Genomic DNA, 22,023 nt, shown 5'->3' with positions numbered 1-22,023 from the left:
TGTGACAGGGTTTGCCGAATTTACGCTGGGCGGGCATAGGTCAAAGGCTTTCCAGAAAACGGATCAGGGCGTTGCGGTCAGGTTTGGGCATGGCAACCACCTTGTCGCGGGCTGCCTGTGCTTCGCCACCGTGCCACAAAATGGCCTCCAGCAGCGTTTGCGCGCGGCCGTCATGCAGAAACTGGGTATGACCTGAGACCTGCTTGGTTAGCCCAATGCCCCACAGCGGTGGTGTGCGCCACTCGCGGCCCGTCGCGCGGCCCTCAGGGCGGTTGTCGGCCAATCCTTCGCCCATGTCATGCAGCAACAGATCGGAATAGGGCCAAATCAGCTGAAAGCTGTGTTCGGACCGGTCCGGCATACGATGGGTGACAAAGGCGGGCGTATGACAGGATGCGCAGCCTGAGTCGTGAAAAACCTGCTTTCCGTGCAGCACCTGTGGGTCGTTCACATCACGTCGCGCCGGGACACCCAGATTTCGGCTGTAGAAGGCGACAAGGTCCATCCCCTCATGGCCGATCTCAAACACGCGGTCATCACCATCGCCATGCACCGCGTCAACACACTCAATCTGCGCTGCGGTACAATCGCCATGGGCTGCAGGATAGAGCGGGTTGGAGATTCCGATATCGCCAGCGAAAGCCGAGGCAGATTGATCCATGATCGTGGGCATTCCAGCCTTGTGCCCGAACCGCCCGACCATCGGCGCGCCATATTCGATCGCCCACACGATATTCGGGCGACCAGAAATCCCGTCACCATCCTCGTCCTCGGGGTCGGCATTGGCCAGCAGATCTTCAACCGGGATGGCCTCAAGCAACCCAAGGCCGATCATCTGAGGCGCCACGCGCGGGCTGAGCATCGTCTCGGGGTGAAGCGGGCCGTAGCCCAGGTCAGCCGCAGTGTAGGTCGGCTTGCGCAGGGTGACGACCTCACCATCTGAAAGGGTAACGGGCACGTCTTCGTACACTATGTCCAAACGGTATTCGGCCGGGTGGCCGGGCAGGGCAAAATCCTGCATTTGACCGCCATAGGTCGGCTCGGGTTGTGTGGCGATGTAATCTTCGATCTCGGCGTAGTCTGCGCCACCGGGGATCGACACGCGCAGGAACATCGAGATCGCGTTGTCATTCGGGCCGTTGGGCGTATGCCCGCGCCCGTCCTTTATATGGCAGCGCTGGCATGATCGCGCATTGTAAAGCGGCCCCAGACCATCCGACGCGAGTGTCGACGCCGGAGAAGATACCCAGATTTTCTTGAACAATCCGTTGCCGACCTTGAAGTCCAGCTCTTGCTCAAAACTCAGGTTGGCTGAGGGCTGAGAGAACGCATCCGCATCGGTCCGGGCGCGGACGGTGGCGGCCCCGGCAGACAGTTCCTCGTAGGGTTGCGGTGTGCTGAAATCACTGGGCGCAGCGACGACGCCGGCGATACGCGCGCGTTCATCCTTGGTGCGGGGTTCGAAATTCAGGTGGAGATCTTGCAGCTCTGCTGCGGGGGATTGTGTGGCCGCAAAAGCGGCCACCGACAGGGCAACGAGACTACTCGCCCTCGTCCATTTTCGATGCGTTGAGTTGCGCATAATTGGCTTCGCCGATCCTTTCGTACAGGTCAAGCTGCGTTTCGAGGAAGTCAATATGGCCCTCTTCATCGCTGATCAGGTCCTCGAACAGGGACATTGATACATAGTCACCAGCCTCACGGCAGTATTCGCGTGCCTCGACATACAGGGTTCGCGCGTCATGTTCGGCGGCAAGATCACATTCAAGCGTTTCCTTAGGGGTCTGACCGATCCTCAGAGGGTCAAGTTTCTGCAGGTTGGGATGGCCTTCCAGAAAGATGATGCGTTCAATCAGCTTGTCTGCGTGCCCCATTTCTTCGATGGATTCTTCGCGGCTTTTCTGGGCCATATGGCCTAGGCCCCAGTCCTCCTGCAAGCGATAGTGCAACCAATACTGGCTGACGGCTGTCAACTCATGCCGCAGAGACTTGTTGAGATAGTCTATGACCTTGGGATCGCCCTTCATCTGCACTCTCCTGTGATGCCTCGGTGCGCAACGCACGAAGCTGGATGGGTACTTCCAGATTATCGTTCGATCTCATCGTGTCCAGAAAAAGCGGCATGCATCCGCCGCAATCCGCTGATTTTCCAAGGGCATGGTAGATCTTGCCGGGCGTGATGATCGCCTCCGAGTCCGAGGTCCGCATCCAGTCGATTGCGGCCCGGATATCGTGATCAGTTATGTTTGTGCAGTGGCATACGATCATGGCGAATCTGTGCTCAGAATATTTCCTACTTAATTAGTCAGTTTTATAATCCGGGTCCAGTCGAAATTGCAGTGACCGGCAGGCCGGACGCATGATTTTGCTTATGCATCCGGCCTTAGTTGCGCCTACGTGGTTCTTACTGGAATACCGCGTCCGGGTTATCCAGACTGTCGGATCCTTCGAAGTCGATCTGATCCAGTTCCAAAGTGGTCACGATCCGTTCGATGCTTCTGGTCTGGTCAATCAGACCGTTGACACCGCTCATGATCAACTGCTCGCCACCTGCGTTGCCGCGCTCAAGCATCTGGTCATAGGCAAAACCGGCCTCGGCGGTTGACTTGATCCGCCCCAAAGCTTGCATCGTGTTGGCCAGCTTGGTCTTCATCTCGGCGTCCAGTGCCGGGTCAGATGCGATCACCAGGTCAGACAACGAGGCACCGGACACCGGGGTGCCATCGATGCGTGTGTAACTTCCCAGATAAACGTTCTGAATGCCCAAGCCGTCGTAATAGTGGCTGTTATGGGTGTTGTCCGAGAAGCAATCATGTTCTTCCTCGGGATCGTTCAGCATCAGGCCAAGGCGCATGCGCTCGCCAGCTTGTTCACCATAAGACAGTGATCCCATGCCGGTCACGATGGCCGAGACGCCCGCAATTTCATCAGCGGTCAACGCTGCGCGTGCTTCGCCACCTTCGGCCCATTGCGCGGTCATCCACTCCAGATCGCTTACAAGCAGGTCGGTTGCCGCACTCAGGTACTGAGCGCGGCGATCGCAGTTGCCGCCGGTGCAGTCGTCACTCTGAACATAGTCGGTGTAAGGACGGTTGCCTGCGCCCGGACCGTGGCCGTTCAGGTCTTGTCCCCACAGCAGGAATTCAATCGCGTGATAGCCCGTGGCAACGTTCGCCTCGATCCCGTCGGCCTCGTGCAATGTCTCGCCCAGCAGTTCCGGGGTGATCTGACCGGCGTCGATGGTTTCACCTGAAAGCTCGAACGAGGGGTTGGCGATCACGTTCAGCGCCGCGAATTCGTTTTCATCGGTCGGACCGCCGTACGAGGCGTCGACATAGTCGATTAGCCCCTCATCCAGTGGCCATGCGTTCACCTTGCCTTCCCAATCATCCACGATCGCATTGCCGAAACGGTAAACCTCGGTCTGCTGATACGGAACGCGAGCGGCAATCCAGGCTGCACGGGCTGCATTCAGCGTGGCATCCGACGGCTCAGCGATCAGGGCGTTCACGGCTTCTTGCAGCGCTTTGGCCGCGATCAGGCTGTCATCGTATTTCGCTTCGGCGATGTTGGCGTAGGTGTTCAGAACATCAGCCTTCGACGGCGCATCCGCTGCACCGGCTGCAGAGGCTATGCCGAGGGTCAGAATGCTGGTGGCGGTAAAAAATCGGGCCATTTGGGTGACACTTTCCTGTCAGAAACAAATTCACAGGCGTCGTCGGCGACGCGTTCGGCGCAATAACTGAGTGAATTAGTCAGTTATGTCAATCCAAGTTTTCTTTTCAGAGCGACCGGCCCAACCGCTTAGCTCATTTTTTGGCTCTTCGGCCCGAATTGAGATAGGATTGCGCACAAGGACCAAGATTCTGCGTGACCTTAAACTTCGTAGTATAAACACGTGATTCCTTGTTGGGCGGTGTCCGATTATGAGAAGTCCTGCTGTCTATCTGACCCTGATGTCTGGGGTCGTTTTGTTGTATCCTGATGAGGCTTTTACGCAGGAAACCGGCACAGGCCGCATGGAAATCGTGTTTTCGGATACGGCTTTTTCGGTGTCACTAAACCTGCCATCCGCAGAAATTCTCGGGCCTGAACACCCATCAGAAAATAGTGCAGCCCAGACGTCGATTGCAGTGGCGATTTCCGATCTGTCCGAGCCGCTGAAACTGTTTGTGGTTGCTGATGAAGCGGTATGTTTCACTGCGGTGGCCAATGTCACGCTGTCAGCCGTCGGACTGGGGCAGGCCACGGATACCGCGCAGAATTTAAAGGGAAACCAAAACCATTTTCAGGCTGAATACCAGATACGATGCCAGAACATCCAAGCGGTCGAGACCATGCGTTTTGAATTCTTTGATCGCTTCCCGAATGTTGAAAAACTGCTTGTTTATGTCAATCGATCCGGTCACCGCGGTACTCAGGAAATATCGCGAACTGCGCCTGACTTGTCGCTCTGATGTGCGCGCAACTACATGTGGCCGTATATCGAAGTCTTACGTCAACTACGCCGATAGTATCATGAAAGGTTTTGGTGGAGCCTAGGGGAGTCGAACCCCTGACCTCTTGCATGCCATGCAAGCGCTCTCCCAACTGAGCTAAGGCCCCATTCAGGTACTGCCGAAGCAGTGGACGGACGTTTATGAGACGGCGGCTACGAGTGCAAGTCCAAAAATGGAAATCCGCAAAACTTTCCGCGTTGCGTCCGTGGGTGGGTATGAGGCGGCAAGGCGCCGCCTCTGACCGTTTTTAGTTCTCGTCTTCCGACGACATGTCGGTGATATCGTCCAGCGAGACGTTGTCACTATCGTCGTCATCATCGTCCAGCAGATCGTCGTCCAGATCGACGTCAACATTGTCGTCATCATCCAGAACCAGATCGTCGTCCGATGATTCTTTGCGCGCTTTGGCCGATGCGGCGTCTTCCGCGTCAGCGGCGATCATCCGGCTTTTGCCGGTCTCAAGCTCAACGATCTCGCCGGTGTAGGGGCTGATGATCGGGTCCTTGTTCAGGTCGTAAAACCGCTTGCCAGTGGTCGGGCAAACGCGCTTTACGCCCCATTCTTCCTTGGGCATGTCAAATCCCCTTGATATCAGGTGAGTCGTAATAATGATTCAGGTCACGTGCCACATGCAGCGGGCACTGTCAAAGCCTTTGAGCAGGAGAAACAGGCATATGGGAGATCACGCATTGCCGGGAACGCCTCCGGTGCCGCTGACGCTGCGTAAATCGGCGCGAGCGCGGCGGATCAGCCTTCGGATTTCCCAATTGGACGGGCGGGTTACGCTGACCTATCCGCAAGGCGTTCCTGAGGCAGAAGCGTTGAGTTTTGCGCGCACGAAAGAAGAGTGGATACGCCGACATTTGGACGACCGACCCGACCCGGCTGTGGTTCAGTTCGGTCAAACCATCCCCATTGAGGGACAGGAACGACGAATCGTTCCCGCACAGGGACGACGTGTCCAACTGCAAGGCGACGAGATTGCGGTTCCGAAAGGCGCGGAAGCGCGGCGTCTGGCACGTTTTCTTAAGGAATTGGCGCGGGATCGTCTGACCGGGGCCTGCGATGACTATGCGGCAATGCTGGGCCGGTCCTACTCTGGCCTGACCATCCGCGATACGCGATCGCGCTGGGGGTCTTGCAGCTCGGCCGGGGGGCTGATGTTTTCATGGCGACTGATCCTCGCCCCGTCCGAGATCCTGCACTACGTGGCGGCGCACGAGGTCGCACACCTGATTGAGATGAATCATTCACCCGCATTCTGGGCGCAGGTCGAGCGGATTTTCGGCGACTACAGCGACCAGCGGCGATGGTTGCGCGACAACGGGACGAAGCTGCATCAATACAGATTCGACGCGGTCATGAGTTGACCCTGCCGTTATTTGTGATCACATAAGCGAATGTTGACCACGCGCACTTCTGAATCCCAGACCGCCACGCATGACCGCGTGTATCGCACCCTGCGCGCGCGTATCATGCATGGTGAGATTGCGCCGGGACAGGCGTTGACACTGCGTGGGATCGGCAAGGAATTCGGCGTGTCGATGACCCCGGCGCGTGAGACTGTGCGTCGGTTGGCCGCCGAAGGGGCTCTGTTCCTGTCCTCTTCGGGCCGTGTTTCGACGCCGGAGTTGACCAATGACCGGATCGAAGAACTTGCCGCCCTGCGCGCGCTGCTTGAGGTCGAACTGGCCAGCCGTGCCCTGCCACGGGCGCATATGGCTTTGATCGATCGCCTGCAAAGCATCAACGTAACCGTGGCTGAGATGGTCACCAAACGGGATGCCGTCGGCTATATCCGCAGCAATCTGGAGTTTCACCGCACGCTTTATCTGCGGGCGCAAGCCCCGGCGATGTTAGCAATTGCGGAAACTGTCTGGCTGCAACTTGGCCCCACGATGCGCGCGCTTTACGGCCGGTTGCGGCGCACCGAGCCGCCGCATAACCATAAGCTTATCATTGCCGCCCTTCAGGCCGGGGATGAGCCCGGATTGCGTCTGGCGGTTCGTTCGGACGTGACACAGGGCCTGCGCTTGCTGGTCAGCTAGGCGGCTTGTTGCCGAAGCTCTGAGATTGCGTCTGTTTGGCGTCGTGGTTCTGGTTTGAAGGCCGGGTCTGCGCTACGCTGGACCAAATCATAACAAGAGCAGATTTAAACCATGATCAATCGACGGATTTTTTCTTTGGGACTTGGGTCGACCCTGTTGGCCGCGTGTTCCACCGGAAGCTCAACCAATACACCAGCTTCGCGGATGCAGGCTGTTCCCAACGCCGGATGGGACGCTTGGGTGGCTGGGTTCAAGGGCCGGGCCGCGGCGCAGGGGATCTCGCAAACAACGATCAACACCGCCTTTCGGGGCGCTGGTTATTTGCCCGATGTGATCGAGCGGGACCGCAATCAGGTCGAATTCAAACGATCGCTTGAGGATTACCTGGCCATCGCGGCCTCGGATGAGCGGATCGAGACTGGCAAGAAAATGCTGGTGCGGCACGCCGGAACCCTGTCGCAGATCGAGGCGAAATACGGCGTCGATAAAGAGGTGATCGTGGCCGTTTGGGGTTTGGAAAGTCGGTATGGCGCGCGGCGCGGGGATGTACCTGTGGTGTCGGCGGTTTCGACGCTGGCTTATGATGGGCGGCGCGGTGCGTTTTTCGAAAAGCAGTTGGTGGCTGCCTTGAAGATCATTCAGGACGGAGACACCACCCCCGCGAACATGACCGGCAGTTGGGCCGGGGCGATGGGGCACACGCAGTTCATTCCGACGTCGTATCTGGCTTATGCCGTGGATTTCACCGGTGACGGGCGGCGCGACATCTGGTCTGAGGACCCGACAGATTCGCTGGCCTCGACCGCCGCCTATCTGTCCCGCGCGGGTTGGGTGCGCGGACAGCCTTGGGGGGGCGAGGTTGGTACAGTTTCGGGCACGCCTGCCGCAGTGTTGCAACCACAGAAGCCCGGGCCACGCATTGCAGTGTTCCGTAATTTCCAGGTGATAAAGCGCTACAACAATTCGGACAGCTACGCGATAGGCGTCGGACATCTGTCTGACCGCATCGCCGGTGGCCCGCCGTTTCAAGTCTCGTTCGGACCGGATGCGACGGGTCTGACGCTAGAAGATCGTAAGGACCTTCAGCGCCGCCTGACTTCGGCTGGCTATGACACGCAGGGTGCAGACGGGGTGATTGGTAACAACACCAAATCGGCCATCAGCGCCTATCAACGTGCCTCCGGTCTTCCGGTGACTGGCGAACCTTCGGTCGCGTTGTTGCGCAGTTTGGGCGGCTGACGGGTTACGCCGCCAGCCCTTTTGAGCCGATATCCAGAAACTTTTGTCGGCGGTCCTTGATCAGGGCTGCCGCGTCTTTACCGTCCAACTCTTTCAGCATCCGGGTAACTGCGTCTCGGACAGAGTCCATGGTGGCGAGGCGATCACGATGGGCGCCGCCCTTTGGTTCCTTGATGATAAGGTCACAAACACCCAGCTTGTGCAGGTCTTGCGCTGTCAGGCGCAGTGCCTCGGCGGCCTCGCGCATTTTCTCTGCATCCTTCCACAGGATCGATGCGCAGCCTTCGGGCGAAATCACAGAGTAGACCGAGTGTTCCAGCATCGCGACACGGTTCGCCGTGGCAAAGGCCACAGCCCCGCCTGAACCGCCTTCGCCGATGATGACTGACACCAAGGGCACACCGATCTTCAGGCACATCTCGGTCGAGCGTGCGATGGCCTCTGACTGGCCGCGTTCCTCGGCCCCTTTGCCGGGGTAGGCACCTGCCGTGTCGATCAGGGTGATCACGGGCAGGCCAAAACGCCCGGCCATCTCCATAAGGCGCACGGCTTTTCGATAGCCTTCGGGCCGGGCCATACCGAAATTGCGCTCGATGCGCGATTTGGTGTCTGACCCTTTCTCGTGTCCGATGACCATGACAGGTTGGTCATTGAACCGGGCCAAACCGCCGATCACAGCCAGATCGTCGGCAAAATTCCGGTCGCCCGCAAGGGGGGTGAACTCGGTAAACAGCGCTTCGACGTAATCCTTGCAGTGAGGGCGTTCCGGGTGGCGCGCCACTTGGCATTTCCGCCACGGAGTCAGATCGCCGTAAAGCTCGTCCAGCAGCTTGGCAGCTTTGGCATCCAGGGCCGCAGCCTCTTCGGACACATCCATTTCTTCGTTGGCACGGGCCAACGCGCGCAACTCCTCGGCCTTGCCTTCGATCTCGGCCAGGGGTTTCTCGAAATCCAGATACTGGGTCATGACGCCTCTTAACGCGGAATTACCCTGCTATATGACCTGACGTCGCCCGGGATGCAACTCGGCAAGATTTGTGCGCGTGGAATATACGACCACGATTGCGCAAAGAGAAGGATGAGATGCCAGCGGCAAACAGCTATCGGACCGAATTCTGCCCACCCTTGGCGTAATTCAGTTCGGCAATACAACGGGGTAGAGCGAGGCGACAAGCAAGGCGGCCATTGTCCAGTTGAAAGCCACCAACCGGCGCGGGTTTGTCAAGACCCGCGCCATCTGTTGCCCAAGCACAGTCCATGTGCTGACCGACGGCAGGTTCACCGCGCCAAAAACCAAGGCCACAACAAGAATAGCCTGCAGCGTGTGATCCGGCGTATAGGCTGTGGTGGCCGTCAGCGCCATCGCCCATGCCTTGGGGTTCACCCACTGAAACGCAGCAGCTTGCAGAAAGGTCATGGGGTTGCCTGTTGTATTCGCGCCCCTTACGGGGGCCGCATGCGCAATCTTCCATGCCAGATACAGCAGGTAGACGACCGATACGACCTTCAGCACTGTGTAACTTACCGGATACCGGTCGAACATTTGCGCCAATCCAGTGCCGACCAGCAATACCATAAAGCTGAACCCCAGCCCGATACCCAGCATATGCGGGATGGTCCGACGGAATCCGAAATTGGCACCTGACGCCATCAGCATCAGATTGTTCGGCCCCGGTGTTATCGAAGAGACAAAAGCAAAGGCGATTAGGGCCAGTAGGATATCATAGGTCATGGTGCGGATACTTACCGCTGTTTGGCCAAATGAAATTGCGTTTTAGTGCATGATTGCGATAATCTTGCAATTAATGACGAAGATTGATCCGATAAACAAACGAATATTGCGTGAGCTTACGCGTGATGGGCGTATCAGCAACCTTGAACTTGCGGATCGCGTGGGCCTGTCGCCGTCAGCCTGTTTGCGCCGGGTGCAGGAGCTTGAGCGTACAGGCGTTATCTCGGGGTATCGCGCGGTGCTGAACCCGGCCGCGCTGGGCGTGGGGTTTGTGGCTTACATCGGCGTCGGTCTGGGGGAGCATACCAAGGCTGCGCAGGAGGGGTTCGAACGCGCGTTGCAGCGTGCGCCGGAAGTCGTCGAATGCCACAATATAACCGGAACGATTGAATATCTGTTGCGCGTGGAGTGTGCCGATCTTCCCGCTTATAAAACGTTCCATACTGACGTGCTGGGTACGCTGCCGCATGTGACTTCGATCACATCTTACGTGGTGATGGGATCGCCCAAGGATATGCGGGCCTGAAGGTTGGAAATGTCGCCTTTAACCGACTTGCGGGTGAAATCCTCAGGTCTTACTGTCATCTCAACGGGCTCGCGAAAAAGGACAAACCCCACCGACGCCACACACAGGGAGGTGACCATGACATTTGTTAGGACCGCAGTGATTGCCGCAGCCATTTCGTTATTGGCCGGGGCAGTTTTTTCCGCGCCGCTTAAACTGCAGCCTGCCAATCCGCAGCCTAACCCAAAGGCCGGGTTGGATGTGAAGTACATTGGCAAGGGAACGCAGCGAAAAATCCGCGATCTAAGCCAGGCAAAAAGCCTTCTGTCTGACGCTAAGCCGGGGCAACCGCTTATTGGGTTGGACTACAGGGACACCAACAAGGGTGAGCCGGTCCTGACCTTCACTGACCCCTACAATGTCGCGGCCGAGATTACCGGTTACATGAAGTTCGACTCCCCCGGAGTCTATGAAATTGAAACCTGGTCGAATGACGGGATCGAGGCGTGGGTTGGTGGCCAGCAGATTGGCCTTGTCCGGGGCATTCAGGGATGCGAAGCCAACCAAAGAACCGAGGTCGAGGTGCCGCAGGCCGGATGGTACCCTTTGAAAATATACTATTTTCAAAAGCTTGGAACATCCTGCCTGATGATGAAGTCGGGCAAGAAAGGTGAACGGTTCACCTGGACACCAAACAACGTCTTCGGGCGTTAGCAGCAAGGCGCCCCGCAGGGCGCCTTTTTTTATCCATTTGCAGCAATCAGTTCGGCCTGTGCGACGATCACCTCGGCTTGTTTGATCGACGCGATATCGACTAGACGACCTTTGTAGACGGTGGCACCTTCACCATTGGCCTTGGCCTGTTCCATTGCAGCGAGAATTTCGCGCGCTTCGGATACGGCCTCGTCCGATGGAGTGAAAACCTGATTGGCCAAGGCGATCTGTTTGGGGTGGATCGCCCACTTGCCGACCATGCCCAACGTGGCTGAACGCTTGGCCTGGGCGATGTAGCCTTCATCATCCGAAAAATCGCCGAACGGCCCGTCGACTGGCAGTACGCCATGGGTCCGGCAAGCGGCGACGATGGCGGCTTGCGCCCAGTGCCACGGATCGGACCAGTGTTTCTCACCTTCGCGCAGCATGTAGTAGTTCTCTTGCGTTCCGCCGATCCCGGTGGTCTGCATCCCCATCGAAGCCGCAAAATCAGCCGCCCCCAGGCTCATTGCTTGCATGCGGGGGGACGAGGCCGCGATTTCCTCGACATGGGCGATACCGGCGGCGGATTCGATGATGACCTCGAAGCTGATAGGCTTGGTCCGACCTTTGGCGCGTTCGATCGCGGTGACCAGCGCGTCAACCGCGTAAACATCCGCCGCGCAGCCGACCTTGGGTATCATGATCTGATCCAGACGGTCACCAGCCTGTTCCAGCAGGTCCACCACATCCCGGTACCAATAGGGCGTGTCGAGGCCGTTGATCCGCACCGACATGTATTTTGTGCCCCAATCGACGCTGTTCAGTGCCTCGATCACGTTGGCGCGGGCGATGTCCTTGTCCGAAGGGGCGACCGAGTCCTCTAGGTCCAGGTTGATCACATCCGCAGCCGATGCTGCCATTTTCGGAAACAGCTTGGTGTTGGATCCCGGCCCGAACAACTGACAACGGTTGGGGCGCGCAGGTGCGGCGGGTTGAAGGCGAAAACTCATCTGGACCTCTTCCGAGAAATGAAATTACAATTTTTTCACTCATTGAGGTATTAAATTGCGCGACCATGCGCAAGCGCCTATATGCAGGTGCGGCAATGCAATTGCAGCATTTTCGGCAAAGTGAGTGTTTGGCTGGTGATTAAAGATTAATCGCTCTGAAAACTTGAGAGAAAATTTCAAAAGATTCAAATCTGACGCAAGATTTTCCCGCATGACCCGATGATGCCAGAGGAAAACGCGAAACACTCGTCGGGTATGTCCCATAGGTTGCGATGGAAACAAAGGAGCAAACCGCGATGATCGAGACACCGTACCTGCTGTTTTTAGGCGATGCGCCCGACCAATTGGCGGCCAAAGTGGCAATTGGCATCAAAGACTGGCGTCCCGAAAATGCCGTGGGTCAATACCGGATGGACGGCTGCAAGGCTGATCTGGGTCTGACGGACATGTCGTTGACCGAAGCGAAAGAGGCCGGGGCAAAGACCCTGGTCATAGGTGTGGCCAATCGTGGCGGGGTCATCAGCCAGGAATGGAAAAAGGTTCTGGTGATGGCGCTGGAGGAGGGCTTCGATCTGGCCTCGGGCTTGCACAACCTGCTGCGCGATGAGCCCGATCTGGTTGCCGTGGCCGAGGCGACCGGTCGCAAGCTGCATGATGTACGCGTGCCCGAAGTGGACTATCCGATTGCAAACGGCATCAAGCGCAAGGGCAAGCGTTGCCTTGGCGTTGGCACCGATTGCTCGGTCGGCAAGATGTACACGGCGATGGCGATGGATGCCGAGATGCGCAAGCGCGGAATGAAATCCACGTTTCGTGCCACTGGTCAGACCGGTATCCTGATCACCGGCGACGGTGTTCCGCTGGATGCTGTGATCGCGGATTTTATGGCTGGCTCGATCGAGTGGCTGACACCAGACAATGACGACGACCACTGGGACCTGATCGAAGGGCAGGGTTCATTGTTCCACGTGTCGTTTTCGGGCGTGACCATGGCGCTAATTCATGGCGGTCAGCCGGATGCGCTGATCCTGTGTCATGAGCCGACGCGAGAGCACATGCGCGGCCTGCCGACCTATCAACTGCCGTCGCTGGAGACGCTGCGCGACACCGCACTGGCGCTGGCGAAAGTCGCCAACCCGGACTGTCAGGTCGTCGGCATCTCGGTTAACACTCAGCACATGAGCGACGAGGACGCGACCGCCTATCTGGCCAAGCTGGAAGCCGACATGGGTCTGCCTGCGACCGATCCATTCCGCTTCGGTGCGGGCAAACTGGTCGACGCACTGGCTGCGATGTGATGAAAAAGCCCGGCTAGACGTGTGTCTGGCGGTCCTTTTAGGGAATGATGAAGGAGCGGTTGTGTGAAGATTGATGTCACGCGTGATGTGTTCCGGTTGGCGCAGGTCTTTACGATCTCGCGCGGGTCGCGGACCGAAGCGAAGGTGCTGACCGTGCGTGTCTCAGATGGTGCGCATCAGGGGTGGGGTGAATGTGTTCCCTATGCGCGCTACGATGAAACGCTCGGGTCTGTCGAGGCCGAGATCGTAGGTTTGCCCGAAGAATTCACCCGCCAATCGCTGATGGATCTTCTGCCCGCCGGTGCCGCCAGGAACGCCGTGGATTGTGCGTTGTGGGACCTGGAATGCAAACGAGCGGGTAAGCGGGCGTGGGAACTGGCTGGCCTGCCAATGCCGGGCCCGGAGATTACTGCTTATACCCTGTCGCTGGACACGCCCGAGGCGATGCGGGCTCAGGCCGCAGCAAATGCGGATCGTCCCGTGCTAAAGATCAAGCTGGGCACACCGGACGACATGCCACGGCTCGAAGCTGTCCGGACAGGTGCCCCCGGCGCCAAGATCATTATCGACGCCAATGAAGGTTGGTCGGCAGAAGTTTACGCCGATCTTGCGCCCCATCTTGTGCGGCTGGGTGTCGAACTGGTTGAGCAACCTTTGCCCGCAGGCGAAGATGACGCGTTGATCGGGATGGATCGCCCTGTGCCTGTCTGCGCCGACGAATCCTGCCACGACCGGGCAAGCTTGCCCGCTTTGAAGGGCAAATATGATGTGGTCAATATCAAGCTCGACAAGACTGGCGGCTTGACCGAGGCGCTGGCTCTGCGCAGTCAGGCGTTGGCTGAGGGCTATAAAGTGATGGTCGGATGCATGGTTGGTAGTTCTCTGGCCATGGCCCCTGCGACATTGTTGGCGCAGGGTGCGATGGTAACGGACCTTGACGGCCCGCTTCTGTTGGCCGAAGACCGCGACACCCCGCTGATTTTTGATGACGCCGGAGTGCATCCGCCAAGTGCGGCGCTCTGGGGTTGAGGAGACATACATGACCCGCACCGTTTACGTGAATGGCGAATACCTGCCCGAGACCGAGGCAAAAGTTTCGATCTTCGACCGCGGTTTCCTGATGGCCGATGCCGTTTACGAGGTCACCAGCGTTCTGGATGGCAAACTGATCGATTTCGACGGGCATGCGGTGCGCCTGAAGCGTTCGTTGAATGAGCTTCAGATGGCCGAACCCTGCAGCATGGATGAACTGCTCGAGATTCACCGCAAGCTGGTGGAACTGAACGGTATCGAAGAGGGGCTTGTCTATTTGCAGGTCACCCGCGGCAGCGATGGCGACCGGGATTTTGTGTTCCCGCCTGCGGACACCAAGCCAACGATGGTTCTGTTTACTCAGAACAAACCGGGTCTGGCCGACAGCGAGGCGTCAAGAACGGGTGCCAAGATCATCTCGATCGAGGATATCCGCTGGGGCCGCCGGGATATCAAGACAACGCAGTTGCTGTACCCCTCGCTTGGCAAGATGATGGCCAAGGCCGCCGGGTGTGACGACGCGTGGATGATCGAAGACGGTTATGTCACCGAAGGCACCAGCAACAATGCGTATTTCGTCAAGAACGGAAAGATCGTGACCCGTCCGCTGTCGAACGACATCCTGCACGGCATTACGCGTAAGGCTGTGCTGCGCATGGCAGCCGAGGCGCAGATGGAAATCGAAGAACGCCTGTTCACCATCGACGAAGCCAAAGAGGCCGACGAGGCCTTTACCACGTCTGCCAGCGCCTTTGTCATGCCTGTAATTGAAATTGACGGTGTCATGCTGGGTGACGGCACGCCCGGCCCGATTGCCAAACGGCTGCGCGAAATCTATTTGGACGAAAGCCGAAAGGCGGCGATCTAAAGAACAGGCCCGCCGGATCAGCGGGCCTTTTTTCTTTTAGCGCTTCAGTCGGTTTTCCCGACATTCTCTTCAAATGCAACCTTAAAAGCGGCTTGCTTTTCCGGGCTGGCATCCGTTTGGTAATTGGCTTTCCAGTCATCCATGGTCATGCCATAGAAAATTTCGCGCGCTTCTTCTTTGCCCATCTCGATGCCTTTTTCATTGGCTGCTTCCTGATACCAGCGCGACAGGCAGTTGCGGCAGAACCCAGTCAGATTCATCATGTCGATATTCTGCACGTCTGTACGATCTTCCATCAGGTGCTTTTGCAACCGGCGGAAGGCGGCGGCCTGAAGTTCGATTTCGGTTTGCTTGTCCATGGGCTGACTCCGGGTGATTTTGCTAGGGTCTGCACCTGACCTAGCGGTCCGAAGGCGATGTTTCAATAAACAGCATGTCAGGCAAGCCTCAAGGCCAGCCAAGGCACGATGCAGAAAATGAGGGTCAGGATCTTATAGGTGGCAAGGTATCGGAAATACGTTCGTCTTACATCTGAACGCTCCATCTGGAACATCCTGCCGTGAACATCTGCGATCCAGTCCCGCATCAGTAAAATCATTACTGTGCTAAACAGCAGAACAGCGATGTTGAGCACGGCCATCCAACCAAAGAAAGAGGTCAGTAATTCTTGTGTCATCGTTGCCTCCTTTCTTTTGATATCTGGGGAGCCCAGACCTGAATCTCAACGGTTTTGGCCTTGGCGGCACCTCGGTTCAAAGGCCGCTATCCGCCAAGGCGTCTTGCAGGATGACAGCAAGCCGCTCAGCCCAAGCGCGTTGTTGCGTGTGGTCAGCGATCAGATCATTTCGCAGTTCGATCAAGGCGTTTGGCCGCCCGTGGGCGGTGCAGTGCCGATCAATCGCATCCCCGGGCAGAACGCCTGTATAGGGTTCGTTGACACCTACGCACAGGTCGGGTTCAGCCTTTAGTCGGTTGACCAAAGGGCGCGAGAACCGCTCGTCCCGGGTGTGCAAAACCCCAACATGCCAAGGCCGTGGGTCGCGGCCGCGCAATTGGCGGGTGAATGAATGCATTGAGACGATCACCGCGTGCGGCAGGCCTGCCATACGCTCCAATTCCGCGTGGTAGGGGCGGTAATACATGTTCAGACGCCGTTCACGCTCAACCGCATCGGCATGGCGATTGCCGGGGATGATCGAGCCGTCATAGAGCTTCATCAAAAGGGTCGGGTCGTCCTCACCCCGGTTCGGATCAATCACAAGGCGCGAAAAATTGGCTGCGATCACAGGCGCATTCAAAATCTCGCCCAGATGCTTTGACACTTCATACGCACCCACGTCATAGGCAATGTGGCGCTCCATATCCTCGCGTGGCAGGCCAAGGTCTCCGCCATTGACTTCGGGTGGCACCGTGTTGGTAGCGTGGTCGCAGGTGATGAGCCAACGCGAAGGGCGATCAGCCCCATGGATAAAAAACGGAGAATACGTCATAAGCCTGTCATCTTGTTTGCCGCAGGTTTAGGGCAGTTGCTTCGGAAAGGGAATTGCGCAATAAGCGGCATGAAGAAATGTTTGCGGTAACAATTTTGCAAAATCAAGAAAACACCCAAGGAGTGCACCGCCAATGCGACGCCTGAGAAATGTAAAAATCGTGGCGACGCTGGGACCGGCGTCCAATGACTATGACACCATTCGCGCCCTGCACGAGGCAGGTGCCGATGTGTTTCGCCTGAACATGAGCCACGGTAGCCACGATGAGATTCGTGAACGTCATCGGATCATTCGGCAGGTGGAAAAGGACCTCGACAGCCCAATTGCGATTCTGGCGGACCTTCAGGGGCCGAAACTGCGTGTGGGTGTTTTTGCAAATGACGCGGAAGAATTGGAAGAGGGCGCTGTTTTCCGACTGGACCTTGATCCGGCGCCGGGTGACGCGGGCCGAGTGTGTCTGCCGCACCCCGAGATTTTTGAGGCGCTGGAGCCGGGCGCGCGTCTGTTGGTCAATGACGGGAAAATACGCCTGATCGTTCAGGACTGCGGCCATGATTTCGCCAGCTGCACGGTTGAGGTCGGCGGAACGATTTCGAACCGCAAAGGCGTGAATGTTCCTGATGTCGTACTGCCCTTAGCGGCGCTTTCGTCCAAGGACCGCGACGACCTTGAGTTTGTCTGCCAACTGGGTGTTGACTGGCTGGCGCTTAGCTTTGTTCAGCGCGCCAAGGACGTTTTCGAGGCCCGCGCGCTGGCTGATGGCCGCGCCTCGATCTTGTCCAAGATCGAAAAGCCAGCAGCGGTCGAGGCGTTTGACGACATCCTCGACGCATCGGACGGGATCATGGTTGCGCGGGGCGATCTGGGGGTTGAGCTGCCGGTCTCTGCCGTGCCTCCGATCCAGAAACGACTGGTCCGCAAGTGCAGAAGTGCCGCCAAGCCCGTCATCGTGGCCACTCAGATGCTGGAAAGCATGATCGAAAGCCCGATGCCCACACGGGCCGAGGTTTCGGACGTGGCGACCGCCATTTACGAGGGCACAGACGCCATCATGCTCAGCGCCGAGTCTGCAGCCGGTGCCTATCCGATTGAGGCCGTGCAAACCATGAACAAGGTCGCGATCGAGGTCGAGGCTGACCCGACCTACACGCAGATCATCGCAGCGTCGCGGACGGCACAGGGGACAACGATCGCAGACGGCATTGTGGCAGCGGCGCGTGAGATCGCGGAAAAGACTGACATCAAGGCGATTTGCTGCTTTACCCAAAGCGGCACCACGGCGCTGTTGACTGCGCGGGAAAGGCCCGGTGTGCCGATCATTGCGATGACGCCTGCCACCGGAACCGCGCGGCGTCTGTGTTTAAGCTGGGGGTGCCATTGCGTAATGACGCCCGAGCTTGAGCGTTTCAAGGGTGCCGTAGTAAACGCTGCCCGCGCAGCCCGTGCCGGCGGGTTCGCGGCCGAGACCGACCAGATCGTGGTCACTGCCGGTGTGCCGTTCAACGTACCCGGAACGACTAATATTCTACGCATTGCGCCATGCGATGAGCGCCTGATCTATAACACTGATCCGGGTTGATCCGGGTCAGTTTGCTGTCTTGAACCTTGGCTGAGCTTAAAATTTAGGCATAATAAAAACAATAATATCAACAAATTATGATGTTAGTGGGTGAATTCTTCAGATTTACCTCTATTTTTTGGTGTTTTTCCCCGATACTGGCCCCGTAGGGGCAGTCTACTCAACAAGTTCCAGGTTCCGGCTGCCCCGCCGGAGTGCGGGCTCCGGTATAATCTACAAAAACGGAGGAACGTCATGACAACCAAGATTGTCATTGGACTGGACGGGACAGAAACCGGGGAACGCGCAATCGCATTTGCCAAGGATTTGGCAGCGCGCATCAGCTCGTGTGAGTTGCTTGTGGTTTATGTGATTGAATGGTCCCCATTCACTTTCCAGACACCCGAAGAAAACGCGCAGCGACACAAGCGGCGCGAGGAAGAGATCGAACTGGCCACAACACGTATCGTTACCCCTGCGGTGGACGCATTGAACGCCGCCGGTTTCACGGCTCATGGCATTGTACGTCATGGCGACGTCGCCGAGACGCTGAATGCAATCACGGTGGAAAATGGCGGCAACCAGATCGTCGTTGGGCGCGCTTCTGCAGACGGTTTCAAGAAACGTCTGTTTGGCAGTTCAACCCAGAATCTGGTGATGCACGCAGATGTACCCGTCACAGTCGTGAATTAAGGGGAGGGACAAGAATGACTATGTTTCGCAATCTGAGCCTTGCTGCCATCGCGTCCATGTTCGCCAGCCCCGTGCTCGCGCAAGACGCGACGGGTCTGGACGATAGGATCAATCAGGCCTTCGCCGATTTCACCGGCCCCTTTGTCAGCTTTATCTTCGCCCCGTTTCCGGGCACCGGCTTTCCATGGATCGTTGGGTGGCTGGTCGTCGCGGCAACCGTGTTTTCGCTGTATTTCGCTTTTGTACAGTTCCGCTTTTTCGGTCACGCCATCAGCCTTGTAAAAGGCGATTATTCCGATCCAAATGACGCCGGAGAGGTTAGCCATTTCCAAGCCCTTGCCACGGCGCTGTCGGGCACTGTTGGCCTTGGCAATATTGCTGGTGTGGCAGTGGCTGTCGGCATCGGTGGACCGGGTGCCACCTTTTGGATGATCGTCGCGGGCCTGCTGGGCATGGCGTCGAAATTCACCGAATGCACGTTGGGCGTGAAATACCGCAACGAATACGAAGACGGCACCGTTTCGGGCGGTCCGATGTATTACATGTCCAAAGGCTTTAATGAGTTGGGCTTGCCAGGCGGCAAGATTCTGGCCGTCCTGTTCTCGATCTTCTGTATCCTCGGCGCGCTGGGCGGCGGCAATATGTTCCAGGCCAATCAGGCGCACCAGCAGATTGCGGGCATTGTTGGAGATTTTCCCGGCTGGATCACGGGTCTGATCTTTGCCGGTATCGTCTTTGCAGTGATCGTCGGCGGGCTGAAGTCCATCGCGCGTGTGACTGAGAAAGTCGTGCCGTTCATGGGCATCATGTATGTGCTGGCCGCGTTGGTGATCATCATCATGCACGCCGATCAGATCGGTTGGGCATTCGGTCAAATCTTCGCAGGTGCCTTCACAGGTTTGGGAGTTGCTGGCGGCATGGTCGGCGCACTGATCCAGGGCTTCCGTCGTGCGGCGTTTTCGAACGAGGCGGGCGTTGGCTCAGCAGCTATTGCACACTCTGCCGTTCGGACCAAAGAGCCGATCACCGAAGGGTTCGTATCCTTGCTTGAACCGTTCATTGACACGGTGGTGATCTGTACCATGACCGCACTGGTGATCATCATTACGCAACAGCTGATCGTTGATCCGGAAACCGGCAATTACATGCTGAACGAAGCAGGCAACGCGATTGCCACCGTCGATGGTAACTCGGGTGTTAGTCTGACCTCGGCCGCTTTTGCCAGCGCCTTTGGCTGGTTCCCCTATGTGCTGGCGGTCGCGGTCGTTCTGTTTGCATTTTCGACCATGATCAGTTGGTCCTACTATGGGCTGAAGGCCTGGACCTACCTGTTTGGCGAAGGTCACACTACCGAACTGGTGTTCAAGGTCATCTTCTGCGTCTTCGTGGTTATTGGTGCGGCGGCCAACCTTGGCCCGGTCATCGACTTCTCGGATGCGGCGATCTTTGCGATGGCGGTTGTGAACGTCTTTGCGCTTTACTTCCTGATGAAAGTGGTGCGGCAAGAGCTGGCCAGCTATGCAGGGCGGCTGAAAAGCGGCGAGATCCGCAAATTCAGCCACTAGAATAATCTACCGGGGCAGCTGCGGTTGCCCCGGCGCCCAACCGCTGTACGAAAAGCGCAGATTCCGGTCGAAACCCCCTTGCCAGTATGAACGAACTTGCGTAAACGGCGCATCTGATCGCGTGACCGGCCGAGATGGCATGCCGAGTCGCGTTTTGTACCGAACCCTGAAAGGAGACGGAAATGCCTAAGATGAAGACAAAGTCGAGCGCCAAGAAGCGCTTTAAGGTGACTGCAACCGGTAAGGTCCTTGCTGGCCAAGCCGGCAAACGGCACGGCATGATCAAGCGGACCAAGAAATTCATCCGCGACGCCCGTGGCAACACCACACTGTCCGCCCCCGACGCAAAGATCGTCAAGGGCTACATGCCCTACGACCGCTAAGAGGAGATTAAGAGATGTCCCGCGTTAAAGGTGGAACCGTAACTCACGCCCGTCACAAGAAGATCATCAAAGCCGCAAAAGGCTATTATGGTCGCCGTAAGAGCAACTTCAAAGTTGCAACACAGGCCGTCGACAAGGCCAACCAATACGCAACTCGTGACCGCAAGAACCGCAAGCGCAATTTCCGCGCACTGTGGATCCAGCGGATCAACGCAGCTGTGCGTAGCCATGACGAGGCTCTGACATATTCCCGCTTTATCAACGGCCTGAACCTGGCCGGCATCGAAGTGGACCGCAAAGTTCTGGCCGACCTGGCCGTGCACGAACCGGAAGCGTTCGGCGCGATCGTCGCCAAAGCACAGGCCGCCCTGGCTGCCTGATCCTCTTTCAGAGAGACAGTGAAAGAAGGGCCGTCCCGATTGGGGCGGCCTTTTTTTGGCAAACTCGAAAATTGTGGTTTGGAACCCAAAGCAGACATACATGCTGAAAAATGCTAAGTACGAAACTGGTCAATTGGTACTTTGTTGTTGGCATGCTCGAATTTGATACTGAGACAACTCGTTTATTAGATACTGTATATGAAGGTGCCGACGTCACGCGGAGGCGCCAAGGATCATTCGACGCCTTGAGACCAGCACCCGGAGAGGTCATTGCGGACATAGGATGTGGAAACGGCCTTTTGACGGCTGAGCTTGCCCGTGCGGTAGGTTCAACTGGTCGCATATTGGGCATTGATCCCAGTGAACCCATGCGGCGTTCGGCCAAAAGCCGTTGTCGCGCGTATGACTGGGTCGAAATAATCAACGGTGAGGCCGGGCAACTTCCTGTGGACGACGCTGCGTTTGATAAGGCTGTATCAGTACAGGTTTATGAATATTTGGCGGATATTCCCGGCGCTGTGGTAGAGGCTTATCGTAGCCTAAAGCAAGGCGGTCGGCTTGTCATAGGCGACATCCATTTCGGTAGCCTCGTGTGGTTCAGCGAGGACCCCGCGAGGATGGAGCGAATGATAAGAGCTTGGGACGATCATTTTGTAGAAAGAGCAGTGCCTGCAGTCTTGCCCCCAATTCTACGTGAGGCCGGGTTCACCGTAGAAAGCGTAACGCCAATCACAATTTGCGATACCCAGCTCCGGCCAGATGGGCTAGCCAATATGATGATAATTTTGATGAAAAAGTTCGCCGAAACCAATGGGCTTGTTCCGGATCTGGAAGCCAAGGAGTGGGAAGAAGAGCAGAGGTTGTTGGCAAAGAAAGGGAACTTTTTCTTTTCGCTAACGCATTTCGTTATCACCGGTCGCAAGTTATAGCAGTCGACCTGGCTTGGCCTCTTCATCGAAAGGGATACCCACAAAAACTGAAACCGGTGCAGTGGGCACCGGTTTCTTAGATCAAATCGACGATTGGT

Annotated in this window: 26 protein-coding genes and 1 tRNA gene; 15 read left to right on the top strand and 12 right to left on the bottom strand. The window is 57.2% G+C overall.

Annotated elements, in window-relative coordinates:
- Positions 1-40: 40 nt before the first annotated feature.
- From AVO44_RS16710 to AVO44_RS16700, 4 genes are all read right to left on the bottom strand, one after another.
- Positions 41-1,582 (bottom strand): di-heme oxidoreductase family protein, encoded by a 1,542-nt coding sequence (locus AVO44_RS16710; protein WP_205626552.1) that lies wholly within the window; start codon positions 1,580-1,582, stop codon positions 41-43.
- Positions 1,542-2,027 (bottom strand): bacterioferritin, encoded by a 486-nt coding sequence (bfr, locus tag AVO44_RS16705; protein WP_068339295.1) that lies wholly within the window; start codon positions 2,025-2,027, stop codon positions 1,542-1,544. Before bfr ends, AVO44_RS16710 begins: the two co-directional genes overlap by 41 nt.
- The gene (locus AVO44_RS20760; RefSeq protein WP_082677527.1) at positions 1,975-2,268 is read right to left on the bottom strand and encodes a (2Fe-2S)-binding protein; all 294 of its coding nucleotides are present in this window, start codon (positions 2,266-2,268) and stop codon (positions 1,975-1,977) included. The genes bfr and AVO44_RS20760 overlap by 53 nt, the downstream gene beginning before the upstream one ends.
- A gap of 136 nt (positions 2,269-2,404) precedes the next feature.
- Entirely contained in the window at positions 2,405-3,676 is a 1,272-nt protein-coding gene (locus tag AVO44_RS16700) for an imelysin family protein (protein WP_068339291.1), read from the bottom strand.
- A 250-nt stretch (positions 3,677-3,926) separates the two neighbouring features.
- On the opposite strand from AVO44_RS16700, the gene AVO44_RS16695 reads away from it, so the two are divergent.
- Positions 3,927-4,457, top strand: a complete 531-nt coding sequence (locus tag AVO44_RS16695) for a ZrgA family zinc uptake protein (RefSeq protein WP_082677526.1) — start codon at positions 3,927-3,929, stop codon at positions 4,455-4,457.
- Positions 4,458-4,529: 72 nt separating this feature from the next.
- Here AVO44_RS16695 and AVO44_RS16690 read toward each other — a convergent pair.
- A tRNA-Ala gene (locus AVO44_RS16690) sits at positions 4,530-4,605 on the bottom strand.
- A 141-nt stretch (positions 4,606-4,746) separates the two neighbouring features.
- Positions 4,747-5,073, bottom strand: coding sequence for a TIGR02300 family protein (locus AVO44_RS16685; protein ID WP_068339284.1), 327 nt, complete (start codon positions 5,071-5,073; stop codon positions 4,747-4,749).
- Between the two features lie 100 nt (positions 5,074-5,173).
- Between AVO44_RS16685 and AVO44_RS16680 the strand changes: the two genes are divergently transcribed.
- From AVO44_RS16680 to AVO44_RS16670, 3 genes are all read left to right on the top strand, one after another.
- Entirely contained in the window at positions 5,174-5,869 is a 696-nt protein-coding gene (locus tag AVO44_RS16680; RefSeq protein ID WP_068339281.1) for a M48 family metallopeptidase, read from the top strand.
- A 30-nt stretch (positions 5,870-5,899) separates the two neighbouring features.
- A complete protein-coding gene (locus AVO44_RS16675; protein WP_068339278.1) occupies positions 5,900-6,547 on the top strand; it encodes a GntR family transcriptional regulator in 648 nt (215 codons plus the stop codon).
- A 111-nt stretch (positions 6,548-6,658) separates the two neighbouring features.
- Positions 6,659-7,786, top strand: a complete 1,128-nt coding sequence (locus tag AVO44_RS16670; protein ID WP_068339274.1) for a lytic murein transglycosylase — start codon at positions 6,659-6,661, stop codon at positions 7,784-7,786.
- A gap of 4 nt (positions 7,787-7,790) precedes the next feature.
- On the opposite strand, the gene AVO44_RS16665 is transcribed toward AVO44_RS16670, so the two are convergent.
- Positions 7,791-8,753 carry an acetyl-CoA carboxylase carboxyltransferase subunit alpha gene (locus tag AVO44_RS16665; protein ID WP_068339271.1) on the bottom strand — a complete coding sequence of 321 codons (963 nt, stop codon included), beginning with the start codon at positions 8,751-8,753 and terminating at the stop codon, positions 7,791-7,793.
- A gap of 168 nt (positions 8,754-8,921) precedes the next feature.
- Entirely contained in the window at positions 8,922-9,518 is a 597-nt protein-coding gene (locus AVO44_RS16660; protein ID WP_068339268.1) for a LysE family translocator, read from the bottom strand.
- Positions 9,519-9,591: 73 nt separating this feature from the next.
- Between AVO44_RS16660 and AVO44_RS16655 the strand changes: the two genes are divergently transcribed.
- Together AVO44_RS16655 and AVO44_RS16650 are read left to right on the top strand one after the other, a co-directional pair.
- Complete coding sequence (locus tag AVO44_RS16655) at positions 9,592-10,044, top strand: Lrp/AsnC family transcriptional regulator (protein ID WP_068339552.1); 453 nt, start codon at positions 9,592-9,594, stop codon at positions 10,042-10,044.
- A 117-nt stretch (positions 10,045-10,161) separates the two neighbouring features.
- A complete protein-coding gene (locus tag AVO44_RS16650; protein ID WP_068339265.1) occupies positions 10,162-10,737 on the top strand; it encodes a PA14 domain-containing protein in 576 nt (191 codons plus the stop codon).
- A gap of 29 nt (positions 10,738-10,766) precedes the next feature.
- Here AVO44_RS16650 and AVO44_RS16645 read toward each other — a convergent pair whose 3' ends face one another.
- Positions 10,767-11,729, bottom strand: coding sequence for an L-malyl-CoA/beta-methylmalyl-CoA lyase (locus tag AVO44_RS16645; RefSeq protein ID WP_068339262.1), 963 nt, complete (start codon positions 11,727-11,729; stop codon positions 10,767-10,769).
- A gap of 296 nt (positions 11,730-12,025) precedes the next feature.
- Between AVO44_RS16645 and dgcN the strand changes: the two genes are divergently transcribed.
- The 3 genes from dgcN to AVO44_RS16630 all read left to right on the top strand — a co-directional run bounded on the left by dgcN (position 12,026) and on the right by AVO44_RS16630 (position 14,927).
- Positions 12,026-13,027, top strand: coding sequence for an N-acetyltransferase DgcN (gene dgcN / locus AVO44_RS16640; RefSeq protein ID WP_068339550.1), 1,002 nt, complete (start codon positions 12,026-12,028; stop codon positions 13,025-13,027).
- Between the two features lie 63 nt (positions 13,028-13,090).
- A complete protein-coding gene (dgcA, locus tag AVO44_RS16635) occupies positions 13,091-14,056 on the top strand; it encodes an N-acetyl-D-Glu racemase DgcA (RefSeq protein WP_068339259.1) in 966 nt (321 codons plus the stop codon).
- Between the two features lie 10 nt (positions 14,057-14,066).
- Positions 14,067-14,927 carry a D-amino-acid transaminase gene (locus AVO44_RS16630; RefSeq protein ID WP_068339256.1) on the top strand — a complete coding sequence of 287 codons (861 nt, stop codon included), beginning with the start codon at positions 14,067-14,069 and terminating at the stop codon, positions 14,925-14,927.
- 44 nt (positions 14,928-14,971) lie between these two features.
- Here AVO44_RS16630 and AVO44_RS16625 read toward each other — a convergent pair whose 3' ends face one another.
- The 3 genes from AVO44_RS16625 to AVO44_RS16615 all read right to left on the bottom strand — a co-directional run bounded on the left by AVO44_RS16625 (position 14,972) and on the right by AVO44_RS16615 (position 16,417).
- Positions 14,972-15,286: a DUF1244 domain-containing protein gene (locus tag AVO44_RS16625; RefSeq protein WP_068339253.1), complete on the bottom strand. Its 315-nt coding sequence runs from the start codon at positions 15,284-15,286 to the stop codon at positions 14,972-14,974.
- A gap of 77 nt (positions 15,287-15,363) precedes the next feature.
- A complete protein-coding gene (locus AVO44_RS16620) occupies positions 15,364-15,603 on the bottom strand; it encodes a DUF6868 family protein (protein ID WP_068339250.1) in 240 nt (79 codons plus the stop codon).
- A 76-nt stretch (positions 15,604-15,679) separates the two neighbouring features.
- The gene (locus AVO44_RS16615; RefSeq protein ID WP_068339247.1) at positions 15,680-16,417 is read right to left on the bottom strand and encodes an N-formylglutamate amidohydrolase; all 738 of its coding nucleotides are present in this window, start codon (positions 16,415-16,417) and stop codon (positions 15,680-15,682) included.
- Positions 16,418-16,550: 133 nt separating this feature from the next.
- Here AVO44_RS16615 and pyk point away from each other — a divergent pair, with 133 nt between their 5' ends.
- The 6 genes from pyk to AVO44_RS16585 all read left to right on the top strand — a co-directional run bounded on the left by pyk (position 16,551) and on the right by AVO44_RS16585 (position 21,925).
- On the top strand, positions 16,551-17,996 hold the full coding sequence (pyk, locus tag AVO44_RS16610; protein ID WP_068339244.1) for a pyruvate kinase: 1,446 nt from the start codon (positions 16,551-16,553) through the stop codon (positions 17,994-17,996).
- 234 nt (positions 17,997-18,230) lie between these two features.
- Positions 18,231-18,668, top strand: coding sequence for a universal stress protein (locus AVO44_RS16605; protein ID WP_068339240.1), 438 nt, complete (start codon positions 18,231-18,233; stop codon positions 18,666-18,668).
- A gap of 14 nt (positions 18,669-18,682) precedes the next feature.
- Positions 18,683-20,233 carry an alanine/glycine:cation symporter family protein gene (locus tag AVO44_RS16600; protein ID WP_068339238.1) on the top strand — a complete coding sequence of 517 codons (1,551 nt, stop codon included), beginning with the start codon at positions 18,683-18,685 and terminating at the stop codon, positions 20,231-20,233.
- Between the two features lie 182 nt (positions 20,234-20,415).
- Complete coding sequence (gene rpmI / locus AVO44_RS16595) at positions 20,416-20,616, top strand: 50S ribosomal protein L35 (protein WP_010443552.1); 201 nt, start codon at positions 20,416-20,418, stop codon at positions 20,614-20,616.
- Between the two features lie 14 nt (positions 20,617-20,630).
- Complete coding sequence (gene rplT / locus AVO44_RS16590) at positions 20,631-20,996, top strand: 50S ribosomal protein L20 (protein WP_039523695.1); 366 nt, start codon at positions 20,631-20,633, stop codon at positions 20,994-20,996.
- 245 nt (positions 20,997-21,241) lie between these two features.
- On the top strand, positions 21,242-21,925 hold the full coding sequence (locus AVO44_RS16585) for a methyltransferase domain-containing protein (protein WP_233422009.1): 684 nt from the start codon (positions 21,242-21,244) through the stop codon (positions 21,923-21,925).
- The last annotated feature ends 98 nt before the right edge of the window (positions 21,926-22,023 follow it).

Source organism: Ruegeria profundi (assembly GCF_001507545.1).
Taxonomy (GTDB): domain Bacteria; phylum Pseudomonadota; class Alphaproteobacteria; order Rhodobacterales; family Rhodobacteraceae; genus Ruegeria; species Ruegeria profundi.
The sequence above is the reverse complement of the archived record's forward strand: the minus strand, read 5'-3'. Positions and strand labels throughout refer to the sequence as shown.

Excerpts from the sequence above, each read along its gene's own strand:
- AVO44_RS16675 (WP_068339278.1), top strand. The coding sequence starts at position 5,900 with ATGTTGACCACGCGCACTTCTGAATCCCAGACCGCCACGCATGACCGC.
- AVO44_RS16625 (WP_068339253.1), bottom strand. The coding sequence starts at position 15,286 with ATGGACAAGCAAACCGAAATCGAACTTCAGGCCGCCGCCTTCCGCCGG.
- AVO44_RS16645 (WP_068339262.1), bottom strand. The coding sequence starts at position 11,729 with ATGAGTTTTCGCCTTCAACCCGCCGCACCTGCGCGCCCCAACCGTTGT.
- AVO44_RS16695 (WP_082677526.1), top strand. The coding sequence starts at position 3,927 with ATGAGAAGTCCTGCTGTCTATCTGACCCTGATGTCTGGGGTCGTTTTG.
- pyk (WP_068339244.1), top strand. The coding sequence starts at position 16,551 with ATGCGACGCCTGAGAAATGTAAAAATCGTGGCGACGCTGGGACCGGCG.
- AVO44_RS16710 (WP_205626552.1), bottom strand. The coding sequence starts at position 1,582 with ATGCGCAACTCAACGCATCGAAAATGGACGAGGGCGAGTAGTCTCGTT.
- dgcN (WP_068339550.1), top strand. The coding sequence starts at position 12,026 with ATGATCGAGACACCGTACCTGCTGTTTTTAGGCGATGCGCCCGACCAA.
- bfr (WP_068339295.1), bottom strand. The coding sequence starts at position 2,027 with ATGAAGGGCGATCCCAAGGTCATAGACTATCTCAACAAGTCTCTGCGG.
- AVO44_RS16605 (WP_068339240.1), top strand. The coding sequence starts at position 18,231 with ATGACAACCAAGATTGTCATTGGACTGGACGGGACAGAAACCGGGGAA.
- AVO44_RS16620 (WP_068339250.1), bottom strand. The coding sequence starts at position 15,603 with ATGACACAAGAATTACTGACCTCTTTCTTTGGTTGGATGGCCGTGCTC.
- AVO44_RS16615 (WP_068339247.1), bottom strand. The coding sequence starts at position 16,417 with ATGACGTATTCTCCGTTTTTTATCCATGGGGCTGATCGCCCTTCGCGT.
- AVO44_RS16665 (WP_068339271.1), bottom strand. The coding sequence starts at position 8,753 with ATGACCCAGTATCTGGATTTCGAGAAACCCCTGGCCGAGATCGAAGGC.
- AVO44_RS16680 (WP_068339281.1), top strand. The coding sequence starts at position 5,174 with ATGGGAGATCACGCATTGCCGGGAACGCCTCCGGTGCCGCTGACGCTG.
- AVO44_RS16670 (WP_068339274.1), top strand. The coding sequence starts at position 6,659 with ATGATCAATCGACGGATTTTTTCTTTGGGACTTGGGTCGACCCTGTTG.
- AVO44_RS16630 (WP_068339256.1), top strand. The coding sequence starts at position 14,067 with ATGACCCGCACCGTTTACGTGAATGGCGAATACCTGCCCGAGACCGAG.
- rpmI (WP_010443552.1), top strand. The coding sequence starts at position 20,416 with ATGCCTAAGATGAAGACAAAGTCGAGCGCCAAGAAGCGCTTTAAGGTG.
- AVO44_RS20760 (WP_082677527.1), bottom strand. The coding sequence starts at position 2,268 with ATGATCGTATGCCACTGCACAAACATAACTGATCACGATATCCGGGCC.
- AVO44_RS16660 (WP_068339268.1), bottom strand. The coding sequence starts at position 9,518 with ATGACCTATGATATCCTACTGGCCCTAATCGCCTTTGCTTTTGTCTCT.
- AVO44_RS16685 (WP_068339284.1), bottom strand. The coding sequence starts at position 5,073 with ATGCCCAAGGAAGAATGGGGCGTAAAGCGCGTTTGCCCGACCACTGGC.
- AVO44_RS16655 (WP_068339552.1), top strand. The coding sequence starts at position 9,592 with ATGACGAAGATTGATCCGATAAACAAACGAATATTGCGTGAGCTTACG.
- AVO44_RS16650 (WP_068339265.1), top strand. The coding sequence starts at position 10,162 with ATGACATTTGTTAGGACCGCAGTGATTGCCGCAGCCATTTCGTTATTG.
- AVO44_RS16700 (WP_068339291.1), bottom strand. The coding sequence starts at position 3,676 with ATGGCCCGATTTTTTACCGCCACCAGCATTCTGACCCTCGGCATAGCC.
- AVO44_RS16600 (WP_068339238.1), top strand. The coding sequence starts at position 18,683 with ATGACTATGTTTCGCAATCTGAGCCTTGCTGCCATCGCGTCCATGTTC.
- rplT (WP_039523695.1), top strand. The coding sequence starts at position 20,631 with ATGTCCCGCGTTAAAGGTGGAACCGTAACTCACGCCCGTCACAAGAAG.